This window comes from Bacillus sp. BB51/4, from assembly GCF_008368845.1.
Taxonomy (GTDB): domain Bacteria; phylum Bacillota; class Bacilli; order Bacillales; family Bacillaceae_G; genus Bacillus_A; species Bacillus_A wiedmannii.
Genome location: NZ_QOSC01000009.1, coordinates 334,371 through 352,676 on the forward strand (window position 1 = coordinate 334,371; position 18,306 = coordinate 352,676).

An 18,306-nucleotide genomic window follows, 5' to 3' on the forward strand; every position below is an offset into this window, starting at 1 on the left:
TTTGGAAATCGGACTTTTTTCACCTTTATTTACTTGAAATCTCTTGATCATTTTGAACGTCTAACGGAGCTCGTTTCCCTATTCCGAAAGCATAGAAACTAATTGTTACGATAGCTAAGAAAACAATACCTACAACTAGTGAAATACGCGTATCATCATTAAACCACATTCCAATTAATACCATAATTAAAAAGGCAATTGTTAAATAGTTTGTAACAGGAGCAAATGGCATTTTGAACGGATGATCTTTCATCTCTGCCCCTTTTGCTTTTCTAAAATTAATTTGACTAATTAATATGACGAACCATGGTACCATACCAGGAAGTACGCTCGCACTATATACATATACGAATAAGTTTTTCGGTGCGATATAACTTAATACAACACCGACTGCTAAACCGATAATTACACCAACTGTACCGAATAAAGGCACACCATTTCCAGAAAGTTTCGTGAAATACTTCGGTGCTTGTCCATTTACACCTAACGTATAAAGCATACGGCCCGCACTATAAATACCACTATTACAACCCGACATTGCTGCTGTAATAACAACGAAGTTAATCAGTCCAGCTGCTGCCGTAATACCAACCTTCGCAAAAGTTGCTACGAACGGACTACCAATTGTACTTAATTGATCCCACGGATACACAGTTACAATAACGAAAATAGCACCAATATAGAAAATTAAAATACGCCAAATTGTACTTTGAATTGCTCTTGTAAGTGTCTTCTTCGGATTTTTCGCTTCACCAGCAGTAATACCGATTAATTCCACACCTTGGTATGCACCAACTACAAGTGATAAAGCAAAGAAGAATCCTGAAAAACCACCTGTAAAGAAACCGCCATTTGACCAAAGGTTAGATATACCAATCGCTTCTCCGCCGTTACCAATTCCAAAGAAAATAAGTCCAAATCCCGCAATAATCATTAATAGAATTGTAACGATTTTAATCATCGCAAACCAAAATTCAAATTCACCAAATGACTTAACAGAAATTAAATTAGCTGCGCCAAGAATAACCATTGCGATTACACCTGGTATCCAAGCTGGTAAGTCCGGGAACCAATATTGCATATATGCTCCAACCGCAATAATTTCTGACATCCCAACGATAACCCACTGGAACCAGTTACTCCACGCTGTCATATAACCAGCTAACGGATGAATATACTTATGACCGAACGTCGCAAATGAACCTGTACTCGGCTCCATATACAACATTTCACCCATCGCACGCATGATGAAGAAGATAAAAATACCTGCAATTGCATAAGCAAGCATAACTGACGGACCTGTCCATTTAATCGTGCTGGCCGACCCCATAAACAAACCAACACCAATCGTTCCACCTAAAGCAATCATTTGAATATGACGTGCTTCTAAGCCCCTTTTCAATTCCTTGTTTGCCACTTCATTTCCCCCTCTTAGATGATTCATAGCCGCATTTTAAAACAAGATGCTTTCCCCTAATTCCTTTCGGCCCTGAAAATGGTGAAGCAAACGTCATTTTACACTAGCTTTAAAGCTATCCTAAAATCGTTTTTTGCCTCTTACAAAATTCTCAAAACCTTTCATCTTCCAATATTCTATAAATCTTAAAATTACTTACCTTATATTAATTCATTTATCTGAAAAGTTCAATTATTTTTTCAATAAATTATTATACATAAGTCTGATTAATTTTTAACTAAATTAACAATAAAATACATCTATTCAATATGATTCCGGTATGAATATTATTACAATATAAATAACCGAGGAGAGTATTTCTTCCTCGGTTTCACATCTCATGTACTTCAATCTTTATAGTTGATAACGCAATTTCCCACACGTCCGATTTATATACCAACCAGAAATTTAATATATTAATAAACTACTAACTTCTTTAATCCAGCCCAATTTTGAGGCAGGAATCTTGCTGCCTCAAAACAGCGGGATAAAATATAAAAGAGTCTCATTAAAAAATGAGACCCTTTTACCATTTCATATTTAACTCATTTTTGAAGTTTCTTTACCTAAAATAAACACTTTAGTAAACACCATCATGATAACTACAATAACCAGAAAATAAAGTGGCATCACGAGTAAAGAGCCCGTATGCAGCTGACTCATTCCCCAAATTGTTATCGTTACAATGACATAGTACCCTAAGCTAAACAAAGCTCCGGCTGTACCAATGACATCTTGAAAATCTACTAACGCTAAACTTAAACAGTTAGGTAGCGCTATCCCAATTCCTAATAGCAATATAAACATCGCTACTAAAAATACAATCATATATATTATATTCGGATTTGATCCAACCGAAGTAATAATAGATAAAGCGACTGCTCCCCCTGTCATTACAAGACAACCAATATATATAATTTTCTCTGGTTTATAAGTAGCAAGCAATCGTTTTGAAACTTTCGCTCCAATAATAGAAGCAGAAGCAACAACAATTCCTAAAAATCCATACATACTAGGCGATAACTGAAAGTATTCAATAAAGATAAACGGCGCTTCTGCATAATAGCTAAATAAAACACCATTCGCTCCTCCAATTAATATCCCATATGTTACTACTTTCGGATTTGTAATTAACCTCTTCAAGACTGAAAGCACATTTATTTTATTCGTTATTGAGTCCGTTTTTGTTTCCGGAAGAGAAACAAACGTATACAGAAAAATCCCGACACTCATAACTACTAAACTTAAAAATACGATTTTAAATCCAAACATTTGATCAAGAAAGCCACCAATTAACGGTCCTATCGCTGGTGTAAAAGCAATGACTGCCGAGATTTGAGCAAACATAACATGCCTCTTATGCCCTTCTACACTTTCACGAAGAATCGTTTGTGTAACAACAGAGCCAGCACTTGCTCCAAACGCTTGAATAAAACGACTTACCAATAAAACTTCAATGGAATTTGCAATAAAGCATAAGAAACTCCCAACGCCATATACGACTATTCCAAATAACATTGCCGGGCGACGGCCAATTATATCTGATAACCATCCAATAAAAAATACACCTAAAGCAAATCCAGCGAAATACACACTAAGCGTTAACTGTACCTCATTATTACTTACATGTAGCGCCTGTGAAATGTCAGGTAAAGACGGTGTGTAAATCGTTTCACTAATTTGCGGAAATGCCACAAGAATAATCATTAACAAAAGTGATGGTACTGAGACTTTTTTCATTTTTCATACCCTCCTATAACTTTGAAAATCTCAGAAATAAAAAGACTTTCCTAAGCTACGGAACAGGAGGGGCCATTATAGAAATTCGATCATAAAACAACAAAGAAAACACCTCAATTACGTATGTTAATACTTATAGGAGGGTAATATTAACATTGATTTTAATATATACTTTTTCAATTATATTACATATTGCGTTTCTTTTTCTAGTGCTAGGCCTTAGAGTATTTGTTAAAAAGATAACTTGATGCCACCACCTTTTTATGGAATAATTAGGAATAGTTTGAATTGATAGATCAAATTATTGCACGATAGACTAGCATATTTTAATGTCGCAAAGCTTACACACAGGAGGATTTTTGTAATGATTGAAATTTTGAGGACAGTAATAAATTTCCTGGTTGCTCTATTCTCAGGAGAATTACCAATTGTATATTATGTGTGGATTATTATCCTATTCCTAATTCAAATAAGCCAATCTACTCTGAATTATAAACTCTTTAACAAGAAAGATAATTTCAGCACTTATACATCGGAAGGATTACTTGCTTTTATTATTTTATTATTTGGAGGTATGTTAGTATCTAAGTTACTTGCTTACATAATAGACGATCCTACTATTAGTATGACAAATGTAACACATTATTTTATTTCTCTTATTATATTAACTATATTTGTCGTCATAAGCTGTCTTAAAGATTTTATAGAAACATCTATCAAAAATAAAAATGTGTCTCTTTTTAGCTTTTTAGTAGTTTCCTTAATAACAAGTATACTTTCATTCAAGTTTTTATCACCTTTAATCGAAGGTTCTTTTTCTCTTTCTAAATCCTTTATAACCACTTTAATCATTCTTGTAACTATATCAATTCCTCTATTAATTGCCTTAGAGGAAAAGTATGCAGATGAAAAGTAATTCTTGCATTTATAGTTTGAAATTGAATGTCTATTCTTTTTTAACGGTATTACTAAAAAAATAACAGTCATTGAATCGAAAATTAAGCAGAAATGAGGAAATACAATTGAGCATTGAACAACAATTATATGATGCAGTGAAAAATTTAATTGACCAAAGATATCCACATAATTGGGGCGGAGCTGCAGCAATCCGTGTAGAAGATGGATCCATTTATACAAGTGTGGCCCCTGACGTAATAAACGCTTCAACAGAACTTTGTATGGAAACAGGTGCAATTTTAGAAGCACATAAATTTCATAAGAAAGTTACACATTCTATTTGTCTTGCAAGGGAAAATGAGCATTCTGAATTAAAAGTATTATCACCTTGTGGTGTATGCCAAGAACGGTTATTTTATTGGGGACCAGAAGTACTATGCGCCATTACAAATTCTAAACAAGATATCATTTTCAAACCGTTAAAAGAGTTGCAGCCATACCATTGGAGCGAAGCATATCATGATGAATTTACAAAAGAATGGAGTACACGATAAAGTGAAGGTTACTCTCAAATAGCGGAGAATAAAAATTATTCACTAAAAAAGCACCGTCACAAATGACGGTGCTTTTTCTATGTAAGAGCTACTAGAAGGTTCCCTTCTAGCCTACTCCCATTTATAAGTCCAAAATTGTTCAAGTTGCAGCCATTTTAACGTTGCTGCATCTTTATTTTTTATTTTTGCATGTGTTTCTTCTAACATCGCTTCTGTTTGTGAACGATGCGCACCTAGTGCAGCTAATTTATGCTCGAATACTTCACTAATATTATTTACAACATCCGGCTCACCGAGTACTGCTTCACGATTTTTCGTAATCGCAACCGCATGAATAACTGGACGTTCTTCTTTTGACATACGTGATACAGCGCGAACTACAGCGCGGCCAAATGCATCATGATCTGGATGTACGCCGTGCTCTGGATAAAATGTAATAATTCGAGATGGATTTACTTCTTGAATGATTGCTTCAATTTTATCTGCAACGAAATCAACATCTTCAAATTCTAACGTTTTATCATGGAAACCAAGCATTCTTAAGTCTTGAATCCCCATCGCTTCACATGCATCTTTCAATTCTTTTTCACGGATATTTGGAATCGTTTCACGGTTAGCGAATACGTTTTTCCCCATATTACGTCCCATTTGTCCTAAAGTACCACATGCATACGTTACAGGTACTCCTTGATCTGTTAATAAGCGAATTGTTCCTCCCGCCGCAAATGCTTCGTCATCTGGATGCGGAAATACAACAAGTACATGTCTCTCCATAAGTTTCCCTCCTTCTTACTTAAATGGCGTTAAGCTTAACTCAAGTGCAACTGCTAAGCGACCTTGATTATCGTGCCCTGCAAGTAATAAACGCTCTTTATCGTCTACTTCCCAGTGCGTAATACCTTCTGCATATACCCAGCCATGATCCATTTTTAAACCAACTCGGTATGGATTTGTTCCAGTAATCTTCCCACGTTCAAAGCGAATAATTGCATTTCGAATGAATGCTCCAACTGTCATCATCTTTTCGTTAAAGTGTGACGCATACGCTCCGTTCGTTGTTTCTAAATGAATATATACATCTTTATTTACAAAACGTTCAATTTCATTTTGAATAAGAGAACTATCTTTTACTATTTCCATCGGAATTCACCTCTTTAAACCATTTTACGCAAAAATAATGTAAATTGCTATCTCTATATTAGAGGACAACGCCCACTTTTCCTAATAATTTGCACTGTGTTTCTTTATTTTTTTATATCATATGTAAAAAACACATTTTTTCCTTCACTTTGTTAAATAGTTTTCTTTCTTTTTTGAATTTGCTACAATATAAATTATGCAGAAGGATGCATGTTTACAATTGAATACATACTTTAAAGAAGGTGACATGATTGGAACAATCAGCACATGAAGTAGCAAATTGGCAATATTATTTTGCAATTGCCGTATTTTTAGTCACGTACGGATTTATTATTTCTGAGAAATTGAATCGTGCTGTAATTGCACTATTCGGTGCTGCTATTATGATTATTTTTGGAATTGTAGATTTACATACCGCTTTCACATCACATATTCAATGGGAAACGATCACCCTTTTAATTGGGATGATGATTCTCGTACATATTACGAGTCAATCAGGCGTCTTTGAATTTGTGGCCATTAAAGCAGCGAAGGCAGCTGGCGGAAAACCAATCCGCATTTTATTATTGCTATCCCTATTAACTGCTGTCGGTTCAGCATTTTTGGACAACGTAACAACCGTATTATTAATCGTACCTGTTACACTATCTATTACACGTATTTTAAAAGTAAATCCTGTTCCTTATTTAATTTCAGAAGTACTATTTTCAAATATAGGCGGAACAGCAACATTAATCGGTGATCCACCTAACATTATGATTGGATCAGCAAATAAGCATTTAGATTTTAATGCCTTTTTACTAAACTTAGCTCCAATCGTAATTATTATTTCTATCGTGACACTTGGCATTATTTACTTCCTGTATCGTAACAAACTAAAAACAACACCTGAGCAAATCAAAAAATTAATGGCATTAAATGAAAAAGATTATATTAAAGATCAAAGCCTCCTTTTAAAATCCATTTCGATTTTAGGACTAACTATTTTAGGCTTTGTACTTCATTCGATTATTCATGTAGACGCTGCGGTTATCGCGATGACAGGCGCTACACTTCTTATGCTAATTGGCGTGAAAGAACATGATATTGAAGATGTATTTGCCCACGTTGAATGGGTAACTATTTTCTTCTTCGCTGGACTATTCGTTCTCGTTGGCGGGTTAATTGATATCGGACTTATTTCTTCACTCGCAAAAGAAGTACTCGACGTAACGAATGGTGATATCGGTTTTGCCGCTATACTTATCTTATGGGTATCAGGCATCGCATCTGCGACAATTGACAATATCCCATTTGTCGCAACGATGATCCCACTTATTCAAGATTTAGCTACAGGGCTCGGACTATCTGTCGATTCTCCGCAAATCGAAGTACTATGGTGGGCATTATCACTTGGAGCTTGCTTAGGAGGAAACGGAACGTTAATCGGAGCATCAGCAAACGTAGTCGTTGCTGGTATTGCAAAACGTGAAGGACATGCTTTCTCATATATGGACTTTTTAAAAATTGGGTTACCGTTAACTATTATTGCATTATTGTTATCACACGCTTATATTTATTTACGTTATTTAATGTAAAAGTTGTAGTGTGTGAAATTATATCGATCGTTTCTTCGAATATATCAACGATTTTCTAATTATATCGACGATTCGACAGAAAATATCGACTTACCGACAAATAACGACACTAAAAGAGGTATGCAGCGTTAAACTGCATACCTTTTTCATCACCAAAATATACCGATAATTGCTAATCCACCTAAAATCATACCGCCAATTTGTCCGATGATTGCTGGTGATAGTTGAACACCCTTTCGCACTTCAACAACCGGTCTTTCGTGCCTTAGTTGCTGCACTTCGCTTTGAAGTTGATGTACACTTCCGTGCAATTCTTTAATTAGTTCCTTTAATTCAGCGACCTCTTCATTTACTGGTTTTGCTTTTTCTAAATTCATTTTGCATAGCTCCTTATAAATTCAATCAGTACACTGTAAATTTTCGCCAATAATTACTCTTTTCCTTTCTTTATCTGCTTATTTCCAAATTATTCTTATATTTAATTTCAAGCTTAAATGAATAATATGCATATTATTAAATCAAATATTTTGTTAGCTTCTCTCCCTTTTATATAAACATACAGAAATCTACTTTTTTAACTACATCCCTATTATTCTTACTCACTATAAATCTTTATTTATTAATACATAAAATACTTAGAACAAAAACTAAAATTAAATTTCTTTCTTTACTTAACTGAATTTTCAGTTATAATAAAAGGTAGTAATTACATTTTTTTGAAAAACTTCCAAAAAGAAGGGTGATTGTGATTGACTATTCTATCCATCAATAATTTATCCAAAAGTTACAAACATAAAAAAATATTAGATGGAATTAATCTCACCATCAACTCCCCAGGAATTTGGGCTTTAGTAGGTCCTAACGGTGTTGGTAAAACTACTTTTTTAAATGTAGTTACCAATCTTTTGCCCGCTACATCCGGAAATATTGAATTGATAGGAAAATCTAACAAAGATGTTTCAGTGTTTAAAGACGTTTCTTTTTTACAGGACAATTCTGTACTATATGACTATTTAAACGGCTACGATCATCTTGCATTCATTTGTGATGTGCAAAAAATTTCAAAAGAACGCATGAATGAAGTTGTAAAATATGTAGGAATGGAAAATTATGCGAAGAGGAAAATTAAAGATTACTCCTTAGGTATGAAACAACATCTTCTCTTAGCGATGGCAATCTTAAACAAACCAAAGCTTATGTTCCTTGATGAACCTCTGAATGGTTTGGATCCAACTAGTGCGATACTGATGAGAAACATTTTATTACGCTTAGTAGAAGAAGGTACAACAATCATTCTTTCTTCTCATAATTTATCAGAAATTGATCGTGTTACAAAGAAGATTCTTTTTTTAAAAGACGGCAAATTACTAGAAGAAGATATGGCAAAGTACGAAAAAATTTTTTATCACTTCTTATGTTCAGATTTAAAACACGCACAACACGTTTTATTAGAAGAAAACGTACAGGCAGTGTTAACTAAGAAAAGCCTTCGAATCCAAATAGAACACCAAACCATCCAAGACCTTATTAATATATTTCATTCTCATAAAATTAATATTATTGATATCCAAAAAGAAGTTATCGGTTCTGAAAAAAGATATGAAGAACTATTTAATGTACATGGTGATACGACATGAAAATATTTCTATTCGAACTAAAAAAAATGCTCTACTCTAATATTCTCTTTACTTTAATCATTGCTACTATACTAATCATCTGCGGATTATTTCTTCATAATGCGCTTAAAAAAGAAATAGTCCAAATGAAAAAAATCGAATTATTTTCTAAATATGAAACAGAAGTTTCTAATCAAGTTATAAGAGATCAAGAGGACTTAAAAAAAGAATCTAACGCAAAAATTGAATCTCGATTAGAGATCGGACTTCCGCTATTACAACATTTAAATCAACTTATACAAGAAGTAAAAGATAACAAGTGGAAAAATGAATTACAAACTGAAATGAAAGTGTATGACTTAGCTATGCGCTTTGAGCAAGTAGAAGGAGGTTTCTCAGCTAGCGAAAAAGATATGAAAAAAGCAATTCAACTGAATGAAAACTTATTACAACAAGGCTTACCAAAAGAAGACCTTGACCTTTCCATTCAACCATCTCTATTTATGAAAAAAGTAATTTCACTACTACTCAATGCCCCAGGATTCCTGATTTTACTGCTCTTACTAGGTACAGCCATTACGAAAGAATTTGAAGACCATACGATTAAGTTAGCCTATACTTTACCTATTTCTCGTAGTCACTATGTCTTAATAAAATTTTTTAGTTTACTTGTTGTTAGTCTCCTATGGATTTTACTAGTATTTTCACTGTCTTATATACTGCCGACAATATTCGGAAAATCTACCGGTAATATTTTTAATTATCCACTTTTCACAAAAACAGAAACTATTACTAGTTCAGGTACATACTTAAAAACAGCTCTCACTTACAGTCTATGTTATTCCACTGTGGCTATTTCCTTGTTAGTACTTATTGGATTTTGGATAAGAAATACTCTTGTTACATATTTAATTCTCACTTTTATTTTGAGCAGTGGTTTCATTTTATCAAAAATCGGCTTTAATCCGTTTCTATCTCCCCTTTCCTATCAACAAATAGATCGCGTCATTTTAGATAATAATGAATATTATCCATTAGGTGCAGTGGCGCTAATTGGAAGTACACTTTTGCTCTTACTATGTGCTATATGCATGAATCGAAAGCGGGGTGTGTAACATGAAACAACTCTTCCAATTCGAATTCAAAAAAGCTTTTAAGAAAAAAACAACATGGATCGCAGTACTAACCTCTATTCTTTTCATTAGTAGCTTATATTTCTTGAATTATTCTGTTGCGGAAGATATCCAGCGTGGGAATTTATCATTTGCACAAAATAGCGTTAACATTTCGCAACAAGTTTTAAAAGAACTAGAATTACAAAAGATTGAAGCTGAAAAGAATGGCGATGTTGAAAAAATTACAGAAAATAAATTAGCTATTCAAGAATATCAGCAATCTCTTTCAAAGAAGAACACATGGATTGCAAACTATTCTCAAGGTAATTGGCAAGAAATATATGAAGAAAATATAAATCATTTACAATTTATGTTTAAGAGTTCAAAAGGCTCAAACTCTTTCCCTCATGCAATTGAGAAACAAAATATTTCATTATTTACAGCACGGGCAACGTTGGAAGAATTATTATTACTGAAAAAAAATAAAGCTGAACCATTCATTCAAAATACCATTTATACACCCTATCTATTTACAATTTACGATCAATTTACAGGTAGTTCCTTAGAACAATGGGAAAAGAGTACTATGCGTTATGGTACAACTGGCTCTCTATTTTTATATCAAATAATCCAGTACTACTATATACCAGTACTCATTTTATTGGGATGCTTTATTTTCGGAAATAATATTTCTTCTGAAATGAATAATAAGAAGCGTGGTTTGCACTTTTACTATACTTTGCCTATTAAACGAAAATCATTATTTATAACAAAGTATTTTAGTGGATTCCTTTCTATACTTGTTTTCGTTTTACTAATGCTACTCATTCCTTTGTTATGTAGCTATTTCACGAAAGGAATAGGAAATTTTCATTATCCAGTCCTTGTATACGAAGGATCAGAGCCTAATCCATTTGGCAGTGAGTACAATAGTTTAAATCCCATTAAAGATCAATTTCACTTTATCACTTTGAAAAATTACTTCGGACAAGTATTATTACTAACTGTTGTACTAACATTTTTTCTATATTCTTTTTACTATATTTCATCACTTTTACTAAAAAGCCTAAGTATTACAACGTCTTTTGTAGGTATTATAGCTTTTATTGGAATGAAGAGTTTTTCTTCTCCTTACAACCCATTTACTTACGTGAATATTCACAGTGTTCTAACTGGCGAAACAGCGACTTTAGTTTTTAATCCTTCTATTAATCTTTCAACTGGGGTAATGTTAACATTCGCTTTAGGCTGCACCCTTTTATTCACAGGATACAAACTATTTATAAGAACATATAATTAGTAACAAAAATAAAAAAGGAAAACTAGTACCTACCTAGTTCTCCTTTTTATTCAATTATTCATAGTATGAATAATTAACTTGTTACCACCATTTTTATTTTTGTAGCTCTATCCACTCATCCCACAATATCCCCATAATGATACGATCAAAACACTTCCCATCTCTTTGAACCGCTTCTCTCATACAGCCTTCCATCTGAAAACCCATCTTTTTATACAACTCAATAGCAGCTTTGTTATAAGAAATCACATCCAGACCGATGCGGTGCAAATTCAATTCATGAAATGCATACTTTAAAATAAGATGAATTGCCTCTCTTCCATATCCCTTCCCTCTATCATTCGCATCTCCTATACCAATAGCTAATAAACCTGTTCTGTTATTCCACTCTATGCCATGAATCGCTACAAAACCAATTAAGCGATCTTCTTGAACTGTCCTTACCATGAAAGAAACACTGTTGGATCTCCGTCCTTTTAATAGCCCATCACTTGCTATTTCTTGTATCGATTGCGGGAATGCCAAATCTGTATCGACATTCCTTAAATACTCACTATCTTCTTGCCACATAGCCATTACTGCAGCGTCTGCTTCTCTCATAACTGATAATTTAATCGATTTATTTTGAAAAAGATTCATTGTCATTTCAGGCTCCCCCTTTTTTTATAACGGGGATACTTATTTTAGCTTATTTATCCCCTTGTTCCATAAACTGTTTCTTAAACGGGATACTTACAATAAGCGCTGACATTGGCACATCTCCTCTACATTAAATTACATTCATTGTATAATTTTTCATTTATTCTAACAATAAAAAAAGACCCTCAAAATTTAGAGGATCTTCCTAACAACGAATCGATATTATTTCGTAAACATTTTCTCCGCTTCATCCATTGCCATTTTGTTACCTAAAGCAGAATAGTCAAGCCATGGTTGGTCATTAATGATGTATACGTGCTTACCTTTAACTGCTTTTAAGTCTTTCCAAATTGGTGTTTCTTGAAGTTGTTTAAATGCAGCTTTTGCCTTATCGTCTCTATTTACAACAACGAAAATAGCATCTGCATCAAAGTCAGGTAATACTTCTTGTGAAATGACTTCGAAAGGACGGTTTCCATCAATTTTCTCTACACCGTTTGCAGGTTGTAATCCTAAGTCTTGGAATAAAATTGGTCCCATCGGTCTTTTCGTACTAAATACACGTAATTCTTTTGCAGTAACACGAATTGCCATTACTTTTTCGTTATTACCTAATTCTTTATCTATTAAACTTTTTACTCGTTTTGATTGCTCTTCGTAATCTTGAATATATGTATCCGCTTCTTTCTCACGGTTTACAAGTTTACCAACTTGTTTTAACTGATTTCTCCACGTACCTTCATCTAAATTGAAAGAATGTGTTTTTGCAATTTTTTCGTATTTCGCTAAATCTTTGCCCGCGTATTTTTCATCCACATAAATGTCAGTTGGCTTCAATTGAAGTAATGCTTCCATATTCGGATCTGTTACAACACCAAGTTTCTTCGTATCTTTCAACTGCTCTTTTGCATGCGGTAAGAAATCTTTTAAATCTCCACCAATAACAGAGCCTACAGGTGTAATTCCTAATGCCAGTAAATTATTCGTTAAGTGAATAGACATAGAGGCGATTTTCGGATCATTACTTTTTTCAGTTTTTTTCGTTGCCTCTTCATTAGATTTCGTTTGACCACATGCTGCTAATACTAAAATACACATCATGCTAAATAAAATAGTAAGTTTCTTTTTCATATGTTCTCCTCTTTGAAGTATTTATTTTGTTTTTGTAAGTAAATAAAGAAAATACGGTGCTCCTAAAGCTGCCACTACTACACCAGCTGGAATAGAATTTGGCTCGAATATAGAACGACCTATCGTATCTGCTAGTACTAAAATAATCATTCCGATAATGCCAGCAAGCGGAAGGAAATGTTGATAGGTAGTACCTACTAACTTTCTTGCAATATGCGGAGCAACTAAACCGATAAAACCAATTCCTCCTGCCATCGATACACTTGCGCAAGATAATCCAACCGCTGTAGCTAAAAGTAGTAACCGTTCTTTTTGAACAGAAACACCAAGCCCTGCTGCCACACTATCACCTAGTGACAATGCATTTAACGTTTTAGATTTTAGCCATGCATACGGGGTTAGTATGAAAATCCAAGGTAATAATGCTAAGACATGAATCCAATCCCTTCCCCACACGTTACCAACTAACCATCTAGAAGCGAATGTATACGTCTCATCATTTAACTTGAGGGAGAAAAATAACGAAATCGCACTAAATCCAGCCGAAATAGCAATACCAACGAGAATAAGTCTAATAGGAAGTAAACCTTTTGACCGATCATGCGCAAGTATAATAATTAAAAACGCAGCTAGTACTCCCCCGCCAAATGTAAATAACGGTATTAAAATCGATGCATTCTCATTAATAGAATGAAAGAAAGTAACGAATATAATTAGCCCGAAAGATGCACCTGAATGTAATCCTAAAATACCAGGGTCTGCAAGTGCATTACGTGATAGCCCTTGCAAAATCGCACCGGAAATCCCAAGGCCAATACCGGCTAACATTGTAATTATAATTCTTGGCATACGATAATCGTATAGCACTGTTGCGCTCTCAAAATCACCATAACCGAAAAGTGTTTGAATTACTTTGAGCGGTGCAATGCTCAGTGTCCCTGTATTTAAACTAATTAAAATGACAGCGATACTCATACAACCAAAAATTGTAGTTACAGTAATGGCTCTCTTTTTATCTGTGTTCAAAAGATCCTTCACTTATAGCTCCCTCCCAACTTTACGTGCTATATAGAGGAAGAACGGAACTCCAACAAGAGCTACCATAATTCCTATTGCAAGTTCTTTAGGAGGGTTTACTGTTCTTGCCCCTAAGTCAGCTAAAACTAATAACATAGCTCCTAAAAATGCTGACATAGGAATAATGAGTCGATAATTCACACCAACTAATTTTCTAGCAATATGCGGGATAACTAGTCCTACAAACCCAATAGAGCCAACAGCTGAAACAGATACACCTGCAAGGGTGACTACTATAATCATCCCTAGTATTCTCGTTCGGTTCGTTTTTACTCCTAAATTCGTAGCAACATCATCCCCCATTGATATGAGTGAAATAGATCGCCCTAACACTGTCGCAAAAACAATCGTTATGAGAATAATAGGAACTAAAAATTTCAAGTGTTCCCACTTAACCCCTGCAACACCACCAGCGTACCAAAATGCTAAATCTTGACTTAAATCATAATAAATTGCAACACCTGAGCTTAACGAATGCAAAAGCGCTGCCATAACTGCTCCAGCAATCGTTAATCTCATCGATGTTAATCCGCCTGATGTTGCTGATCCGATAATAAAAATGAGCACTGTACTTAAAACCGCTCCAATAAAGGAGACAATCATTAAATAGGAATACGGCATATGCGGGAAAAAGGCAAAACTAAGTGCTACTACAAACATCGCACCTGCATTTATGCCAAGCACACCTGCATCCGCTAAAGGATTTCGTGTTACTCCCTGCATAACAGCGCCAGCCACCGCAAAAGCCGCTCCTACAATTGCTGCACCAATTACCCTCGGGAGTCTTAATTCATAAATAATTTGGTGCTGCGTTAATTTCGGATTATAATCAAAAACCGCTGCCCATACGGTTTCCAAATGGATATCCTTTGCACCAAATGCAACAGCTAAAAATATAGAGCCGATTAAACATAAAATTGTTAAGCTCATGAAACATATGAACTTAATATGTAGCCAGCGATTATTGCCAGCATATACAGCAGGCTTATGTAACATGTTTCATTTCATCCTTTATATTCAGTTGTTTTTTATAAATATTTTTTATTTGTAATTATTATTGATAATAATTATCAATTTCATTTAGATATTATATCTCCACTTTTTTTAAATAGCAAACTATTTTTTCACTTCGCTAAATATTAAAATACCTATTACAACTTCCTTCCAAAAATTACAAATACACGCCAAATAGACTACTAGCTTATTTTTAAAATTGTAGTATACTTAGTCATTATTTTGAGTTTTCAAATAAAAATATCGAAGGTGACACAATGTTATATATAAAACAACTACTATACTTCACTTACGAGCAAGCATTATCTTGCTTATTCCCAGTCGTTATTTTCTTAACACTAGCCCTTTCAAAAATCATTTCTATCCCAGGGTTATACCGCTACGATTTCATACTCATCGTATGTCTTCTTATGCAGTGGTTTATGTATAAAACTGGACTTGAGACGAAAGACGAATTAAAAGTAATTACCGTCTTCCACCTCATCGGCCTTTTACTAGAAATATATAAAGTACATTTCGGTTCATGGAGTTATCCGGAAGAGGCATATTCAAAGGTTTTTGGAGTTCCATTTTACAGCGGCTTTATGTATGCAAGTGTTGCAAGTTACATATGCCAAGCGTGGAGAAGATTGCATTTGCAAATGCATCATTGGCCGAAAGCTATTTTTGCAATACCTCTAGGAGCAATGATTTACTTCAATTTTTTCACACACCACTTTACATACGACTTTAGATGGATATTAACTTTACTACTATTCATTGTTTTCTCTCGCACATTTGTAGAATTTTCATTACAAGGCGTTACATATAAAATGCCACTCGTTCTCTCCTTCTTCCTTATCGGTTTCTTCATTTGGATTGCAGAGAACATCGCAACATTTTTCGGAGCATGGCAATATCCAAATCAACGGGAAGCATGGAATCTCGTTCACTTAAGCAAAATTAGCTCATGGTTTTTACTCGTTGTTATTAGCATTATGATTGTTACACAACTCAAATATTTGAAGGAATCGAAAAGATAATGCTGATTATGTAAAAACAGTTAGCCCATCACTCATTAGAGAGTGATGGGCTTTTTTAATAATATTTTTTAAACCGCCCTTATCAAAGTAGTTATGAATTACAAGAGCATAAGCCATTCGTTGCACATTATGAACTACTACTAGCAGAAGATGTTGCTGCAGATGAAGCGGCAATCGTTGCCATCATAGCTGCTTGTTGTGCTTGTATAAGGACTTCTATCATAGTTTGTAAACCTGTGTTGGTAGCTTTACTTTCCTCACCTTTCTGACTTACGAACAGCTGAATAGCAATAAGAATATTTGTATCTGTATGCCAACGGAACAATTTCTCCCCCTGCAATTTTTCAATCAATGCTTTAATAGAATGAATCTCTTTTTCTCCATCTTCAAGTAACGCTAGTAGCCCGATAGCTGGATAATGCATCTGTTTCACTTTTACCTTTTCTTGTTTTAACAAATTCCATATGTTTGTACATGTTGCAACTAACATTTCTTCACGGACATCCTTCTTTAGTGAGAGGATATGACTTAAAAATTGAAGATCATTCCCTTTACGCAAACCAGCTTTCGCTAGTTTCTGATACAGACGTTCTACTCGGTCCATAAGTGTTTCTACATTCTCTGATTGTCCTGCTAGTAAAACCGCGAGCGGATAATCATTTGTACCTGTAAGAAAAAGATGATCCTCTTTCATACGTTTATATACTTGCATCGAACGCTGAATGTGCGTGCCATGCTGTTCATTTTCTTCTGTTAAAAGCACAGCTGCTGCGAGATAAGTAAATATACTTCGGCTAAAACCACCAGCGACCAATTGTTCATATAAATCTAAAAACTTCCGGAAAGCTTCCTTGTAATCTGTAAAGTGAATATCTAAAGTTGCGGCCACCACAAAGCGATGATAAGACTTCAAGTATGAAAACATCCCTACCTGATTCTTAATATAACTACTAATTTCTAAAAAACGTCCGAGATCAAACAATTTATCACTACCTGCATACATAGCAGCAATCATCATTCCTGTTCGAGAATCACTCGTTTTCCATTTTAGTTCTCCCTTTAACTGTCCATACGTATGTGTGTATTGCTCCAACTTTTGTTCTAATGTAATCATAGTATTCACCCCTATTTCTAGTTCTTCTCTATTATTATACTTATATTTCGTACGGCTTTTGCAACCTTAATTCTGTATTTCCTTCAATATTTTTCTATTATGTAAAACAAATATAATAACTATACCTACTTTATCAGTATCACGATGACAATCGTTCATAATTCTTTAAGCTCAACGACAAAAAGGATAGATAATAAATTATCTATCCTTTTTGTCATTATAATATTTCACAATATAATTTCGTTTTTTATATGCAATTACAACTAAAGAGCCTTAATAATACGTTCCATCGCCTTCATTTGTCCAATATGATCAGCTTCATGATAAAGCATCATACCGTAAAGCTCCCCTACTGTTTCCAATCCTAGGAATGGCTCTGGCAGTTTATTTTCAAATGCTTCTGCTGGAATTTCGTTAATACGTTTTGCTTGTTCTTTTAATTGAGTCGTTAACACTTCTAACGATGGTCCTTCTGTTTTCCATTTAGACGGTCTTGATCCATACCCAAACATACCTGGATATTCAGTTGGTAATTGTTTGAATTCTTTTCCAAACATGAAAACTTCTGCTGCCGTTAACACATGACCGATATGCCAACGAATTGTATTGTTAAAACCCTCTGGCTGCGTATCCGCAGTTTTATCATCTAACGTTTCAATAAATTTAACTAATGCCCCACGCGTTATTTCAAATTGTTTTAAACCAATTATTCTATTCATTTTATCGTTCCCTTTCTTCATGCACAATTTATTATGAACTAAGAATGTTCAACTTATTAAAGTTTCACCTTGTTTAATCTATCAGAAACGATTAAGAAAAACATCTAATATGCTTAGTAATAATATTTAAAAGGTTCACCCCTAATAAATATAGAATTACTTACTACACAGTTAGTTTAGTAAATAATAGAGGAG

Annotated in this window: 18 protein-coding genes; 7 read left to right on the forward strand and 11 right to left on the reverse strand. The window is 34.2% G+C overall.

What is annotated here, in order from left to right:
• Positions 1–25: 25 nt before the first annotated feature.
• Positions 26–1,417: an amino acid permease gene (locus DN392_RS13005; RefSeq protein ID WP_001284429.1), complete on the reverse strand. Its 1,392-nt coding sequence runs from the start codon at positions 1,415–1,417 to the stop codon at positions 26–28.
• A 579-nt stretch (positions 1,418–1,996) separates the two neighbouring features.
• On the reverse strand, positions 1,997–3,196 hold the full coding sequence (locus DN392_RS13010; protein ID WP_000758002.1) for a multidrug effflux MFS transporter: 1,200 nt from the start codon (positions 3,194–3,196) through the stop codon (positions 1,997–1,999).
• 364 nt (positions 3,197–3,560) lie between these two features.
• On the opposite strand from DN392_RS13010, the gene DN392_RS13015 reads away from it, so the two are divergent.
• Together DN392_RS13015 and DN392_RS13020 are read left to right on the forward strand one after the other, a co-directional pair.
• Entirely contained in the window at positions 3,561–4,112 is a 552-nt protein-coding gene (locus tag DN392_RS13015) for a DUF5823 family protein (protein WP_000570028.1), read from the forward strand.
• Between the two features lie 106 nt (positions 4,113–4,218).
• On the forward strand, positions 4,219–4,647 hold the full coding sequence (locus tag DN392_RS13020) for a cytidine deaminase (protein WP_000021272.1): 429 nt from the start codon (positions 4,219–4,221) through the stop codon (positions 4,645–4,647).
• Positions 4,648–4,758: 111 nt separating this feature from the next.
• On the opposite strand, the gene bshB2 is transcribed toward DN392_RS13020, so the two are convergent.
• Both bshB2 and DN392_RS13030 read right to left on the reverse strand, forming a co-directional pair.
• On the reverse strand, positions 4,759–5,421 hold the full coding sequence (bshB2, locus tag DN392_RS13025) for a bacillithiol biosynthesis deacetylase BshB2 (RefSeq protein WP_000439469.1): 663 nt from the start codon (positions 5,419–5,421) through the stop codon (positions 4,759–4,761).
• Between the two features lie 15 nt (positions 5,422–5,436).
• The gene (locus DN392_RS13030; RefSeq protein ID WP_000407039.1) at positions 5,437–5,787 is read right to left on the reverse strand and encodes a YojF family protein; all 351 of its coding nucleotides are present in this window, start codon (positions 5,785–5,787) and stop codon (positions 5,437–5,439) included.
• Positions 5,788–6,038: 251 nt separating this feature from the next.
• On the opposite strand from DN392_RS13030, the gene DN392_RS13035 reads away from it, so the two are divergent.
• Entirely contained in the window at positions 6,039–7,364 is a 1,326-nt protein-coding gene (locus DN392_RS13035; protein WP_000438012.1) for an ArsB/NhaD family transporter, read from the forward strand.
• Positions 7,365–7,513: 149 nt separating this feature from the next.
• Here DN392_RS13035 and DN392_RS13040 read toward each other — a convergent pair whose 3' ends face one another.
• Entirely contained in the window at positions 7,514–7,741 is a 228-nt protein-coding gene (locus DN392_RS13040) for a coiled-coil domain-containing protein (RefSeq protein WP_001047301.1), read from the reverse strand.
• Between the two features lie 372 nt (positions 7,742–8,113).
• Here DN392_RS13040 and DN392_RS13045 point away from each other — a divergent pair, with 372 nt between their 5' ends.
• The 3 genes from DN392_RS13045 to DN392_RS13055 all read left to right on the forward strand — a co-directional run bounded on the left by DN392_RS13045 (position 8,114) and on the right by DN392_RS13055 (position 11,395).
• Positions 8,114–9,001: an ABC transporter ATP-binding protein gene (locus tag DN392_RS13045; protein WP_064057404.1), complete on the forward strand. Its 888-nt coding sequence runs from the start codon at positions 8,114–8,116 to the stop codon at positions 8,999–9,001.
• A 125-nt stretch (positions 9,002–9,126) separates the two neighbouring features.
• Positions 9,127–10,095, forward strand: coding sequence for an ABC transporter permease (locus DN392_RS13050; RefSeq protein ID WP_345956187.1), 969 nt, complete (start codon positions 9,127–9,129; stop codon positions 10,093–10,095).
• A 1-nt stretch (position 10,096) separates the two neighbouring features.
• On the forward strand, positions 10,097–11,395 hold the full coding sequence (locus DN392_RS13055) for an ABC transporter permease subunit (RefSeq protein WP_064057402.1): 1,299 nt from the start codon (positions 10,097–10,099) through the stop codon (positions 11,393–11,395).
• Between the two features lie 93 nt (positions 11,396–11,488).
• Here DN392_RS13055 and DN392_RS13060 read toward each other — a convergent pair whose 3' ends face one another.
• The 4 genes from DN392_RS13060 to DN392_RS13075 form a co-directional block, all read right to left on the reverse strand.
• A complete protein-coding gene (locus DN392_RS13060; RefSeq protein WP_064449748.1) occupies positions 11,489–12,040 on the reverse strand; it encodes a GNAT family N-acetyltransferase in 552 nt (183 codons plus the stop codon).
• 216 nt (positions 12,041–12,256) lie between these two features.
• Entirely contained in the window at positions 12,257–13,165 is a 909-nt protein-coding gene (locus tag DN392_RS13065) for an iron-hydroxamate ABC transporter substrate-binding protein (protein WP_048565945.1), read from the reverse strand.
• A 21-nt stretch (positions 13,166–13,186) separates the two neighbouring features.
• Positions 13,187–14,203, reverse strand: coding sequence for a FecCD family ABC transporter permease (locus DN392_RS13070; RefSeq protein WP_048565944.1), 1,017 nt, complete (start codon positions 14,201–14,203; stop codon positions 13,187–13,189).
• Positions 14,204–15,238, reverse strand: coding sequence for a FecCD family ABC transporter permease (locus DN392_RS13075; RefSeq protein WP_064449749.1), 1,035 nt, complete (start codon positions 15,236–15,238; stop codon positions 14,204–14,206). It lies immediately after the preceding gene.
• A gap of 275 nt (positions 15,239–15,513) precedes the next feature.
• Between DN392_RS13075 and DN392_RS13080 the strand changes: the two genes are divergently transcribed.
• The gene (locus DN392_RS13080; RefSeq protein WP_000965754.1) at positions 15,514–16,278 is read left to right on the forward strand and encodes a DUF817 domain-containing protein; all 765 of its coding nucleotides are present in this window, start codon (positions 15,514–15,516) and stop codon (positions 16,276–16,278) included.
• Between the two features lie 127 nt (positions 16,279–16,405).
• Here DN392_RS13080 and DN392_RS13085 read toward each other — a convergent pair whose 3' ends face one another.
• Entirely contained in the window at positions 16,406–17,392 is a 987-nt protein-coding gene (locus DN392_RS13085) for a DUF4003 domain-containing protein (RefSeq protein ID WP_000631194.1), read from the reverse strand.
• 263 nt (positions 17,393–17,655) lie between these two features.
• Positions 17,656–18,132: a DinB family protein gene (locus DN392_RS13090; RefSeq protein ID WP_116891135.1), complete on the reverse strand. Its 477-nt coding sequence runs from the start codon at positions 18,130–18,132 to the stop codon at positions 17,656–17,658.
• Positions 18,133–18,306 lie beyond the last annotated feature (174 nt).

Bases quoted from the DNA above. Each gene is read 5' to 3' on its own strand.
- DN392_RS13010 (WP_000758002.1), bottom strand. From the start codon at position 3,196: ATGAAAAAAGTCTCAGTACCATCACTTTTGTTAATGATTATTCTTGTG.
- DN392_RS13015 (WP_000570028.1), top strand. From the start codon at position 3,561: ATGATTGAAATTTTGAGGACAGTAATAAATTTCCTGGTTGCTCTATTC.
- bshB2 (WP_000439469.1), bottom strand. From the start codon at position 5,421: ATGGAGAGACATGTACTTGTTGTATTTCCGCATCCAGATGACGAAGCA.
- DN392_RS13030 (WP_000407039.1), bottom strand. From the start codon at position 5,787: ATGGAAATAGTAAAAGATAGTTCTCTTATTCAAAATGAAATTGAACGT.
- DN392_RS13040 (WP_001047301.1), bottom strand. From the start codon at position 7,741: ATGAATTTAGAAAAAGCAAAACCAGTAAATGAAGAGGTCGCTGAATTA.
- DN392_RS13050 (WP_345956187.1), top strand. From the start codon at position 9,127: ATGAAAAAAATCGAATTATTTTCTAAATATGAAACAGAAGTTTCTAAT.
- DN392_RS13055 (WP_064057402.1), top strand. From the start codon at position 10,097: ATGAAACAACTCTTCCAATTCGAATTCAAAAAAGCTTTTAAGAAAAAA.
- DN392_RS13060 (WP_064449748.1), bottom strand. From the start codon at position 12,040: ATGACAATGAATCTTTTTCAAAATAAATCGATTAAATTATCAGTTATG.
- DN392_RS13065 (WP_048565945.1), bottom strand. From the start codon at position 13,165: ATGAAAAAGAAACTTACTATTTTATTTAGCATGATGTGTATTTTAGTA.
- DN392_RS13075 (WP_064449749.1), bottom strand. From the start codon at position 15,238: ATGTTACATAAGCCTGCTGTATATGCTGGCAATAATCGCTGGCTACAT.
- DN392_RS13080 (WP_000965754.1), top strand. From the start codon at position 15,514: ATGTTATATATAAAACAACTACTATACTTCACTTACGAGCAAGCATTA.
- DN392_RS13085 (WP_000631194.1), bottom strand. From the start codon at position 17,392: ATGATTACATTAGAACAAAAGTTGGAGCAATACACACATACGTATGGA.
- DN392_RS13090 (WP_116891135.1), bottom strand. From the start codon at position 18,132: ATGAAGAAAGGGAACGATAAAATGAATAGAATAATTGGTTTAAAACAA.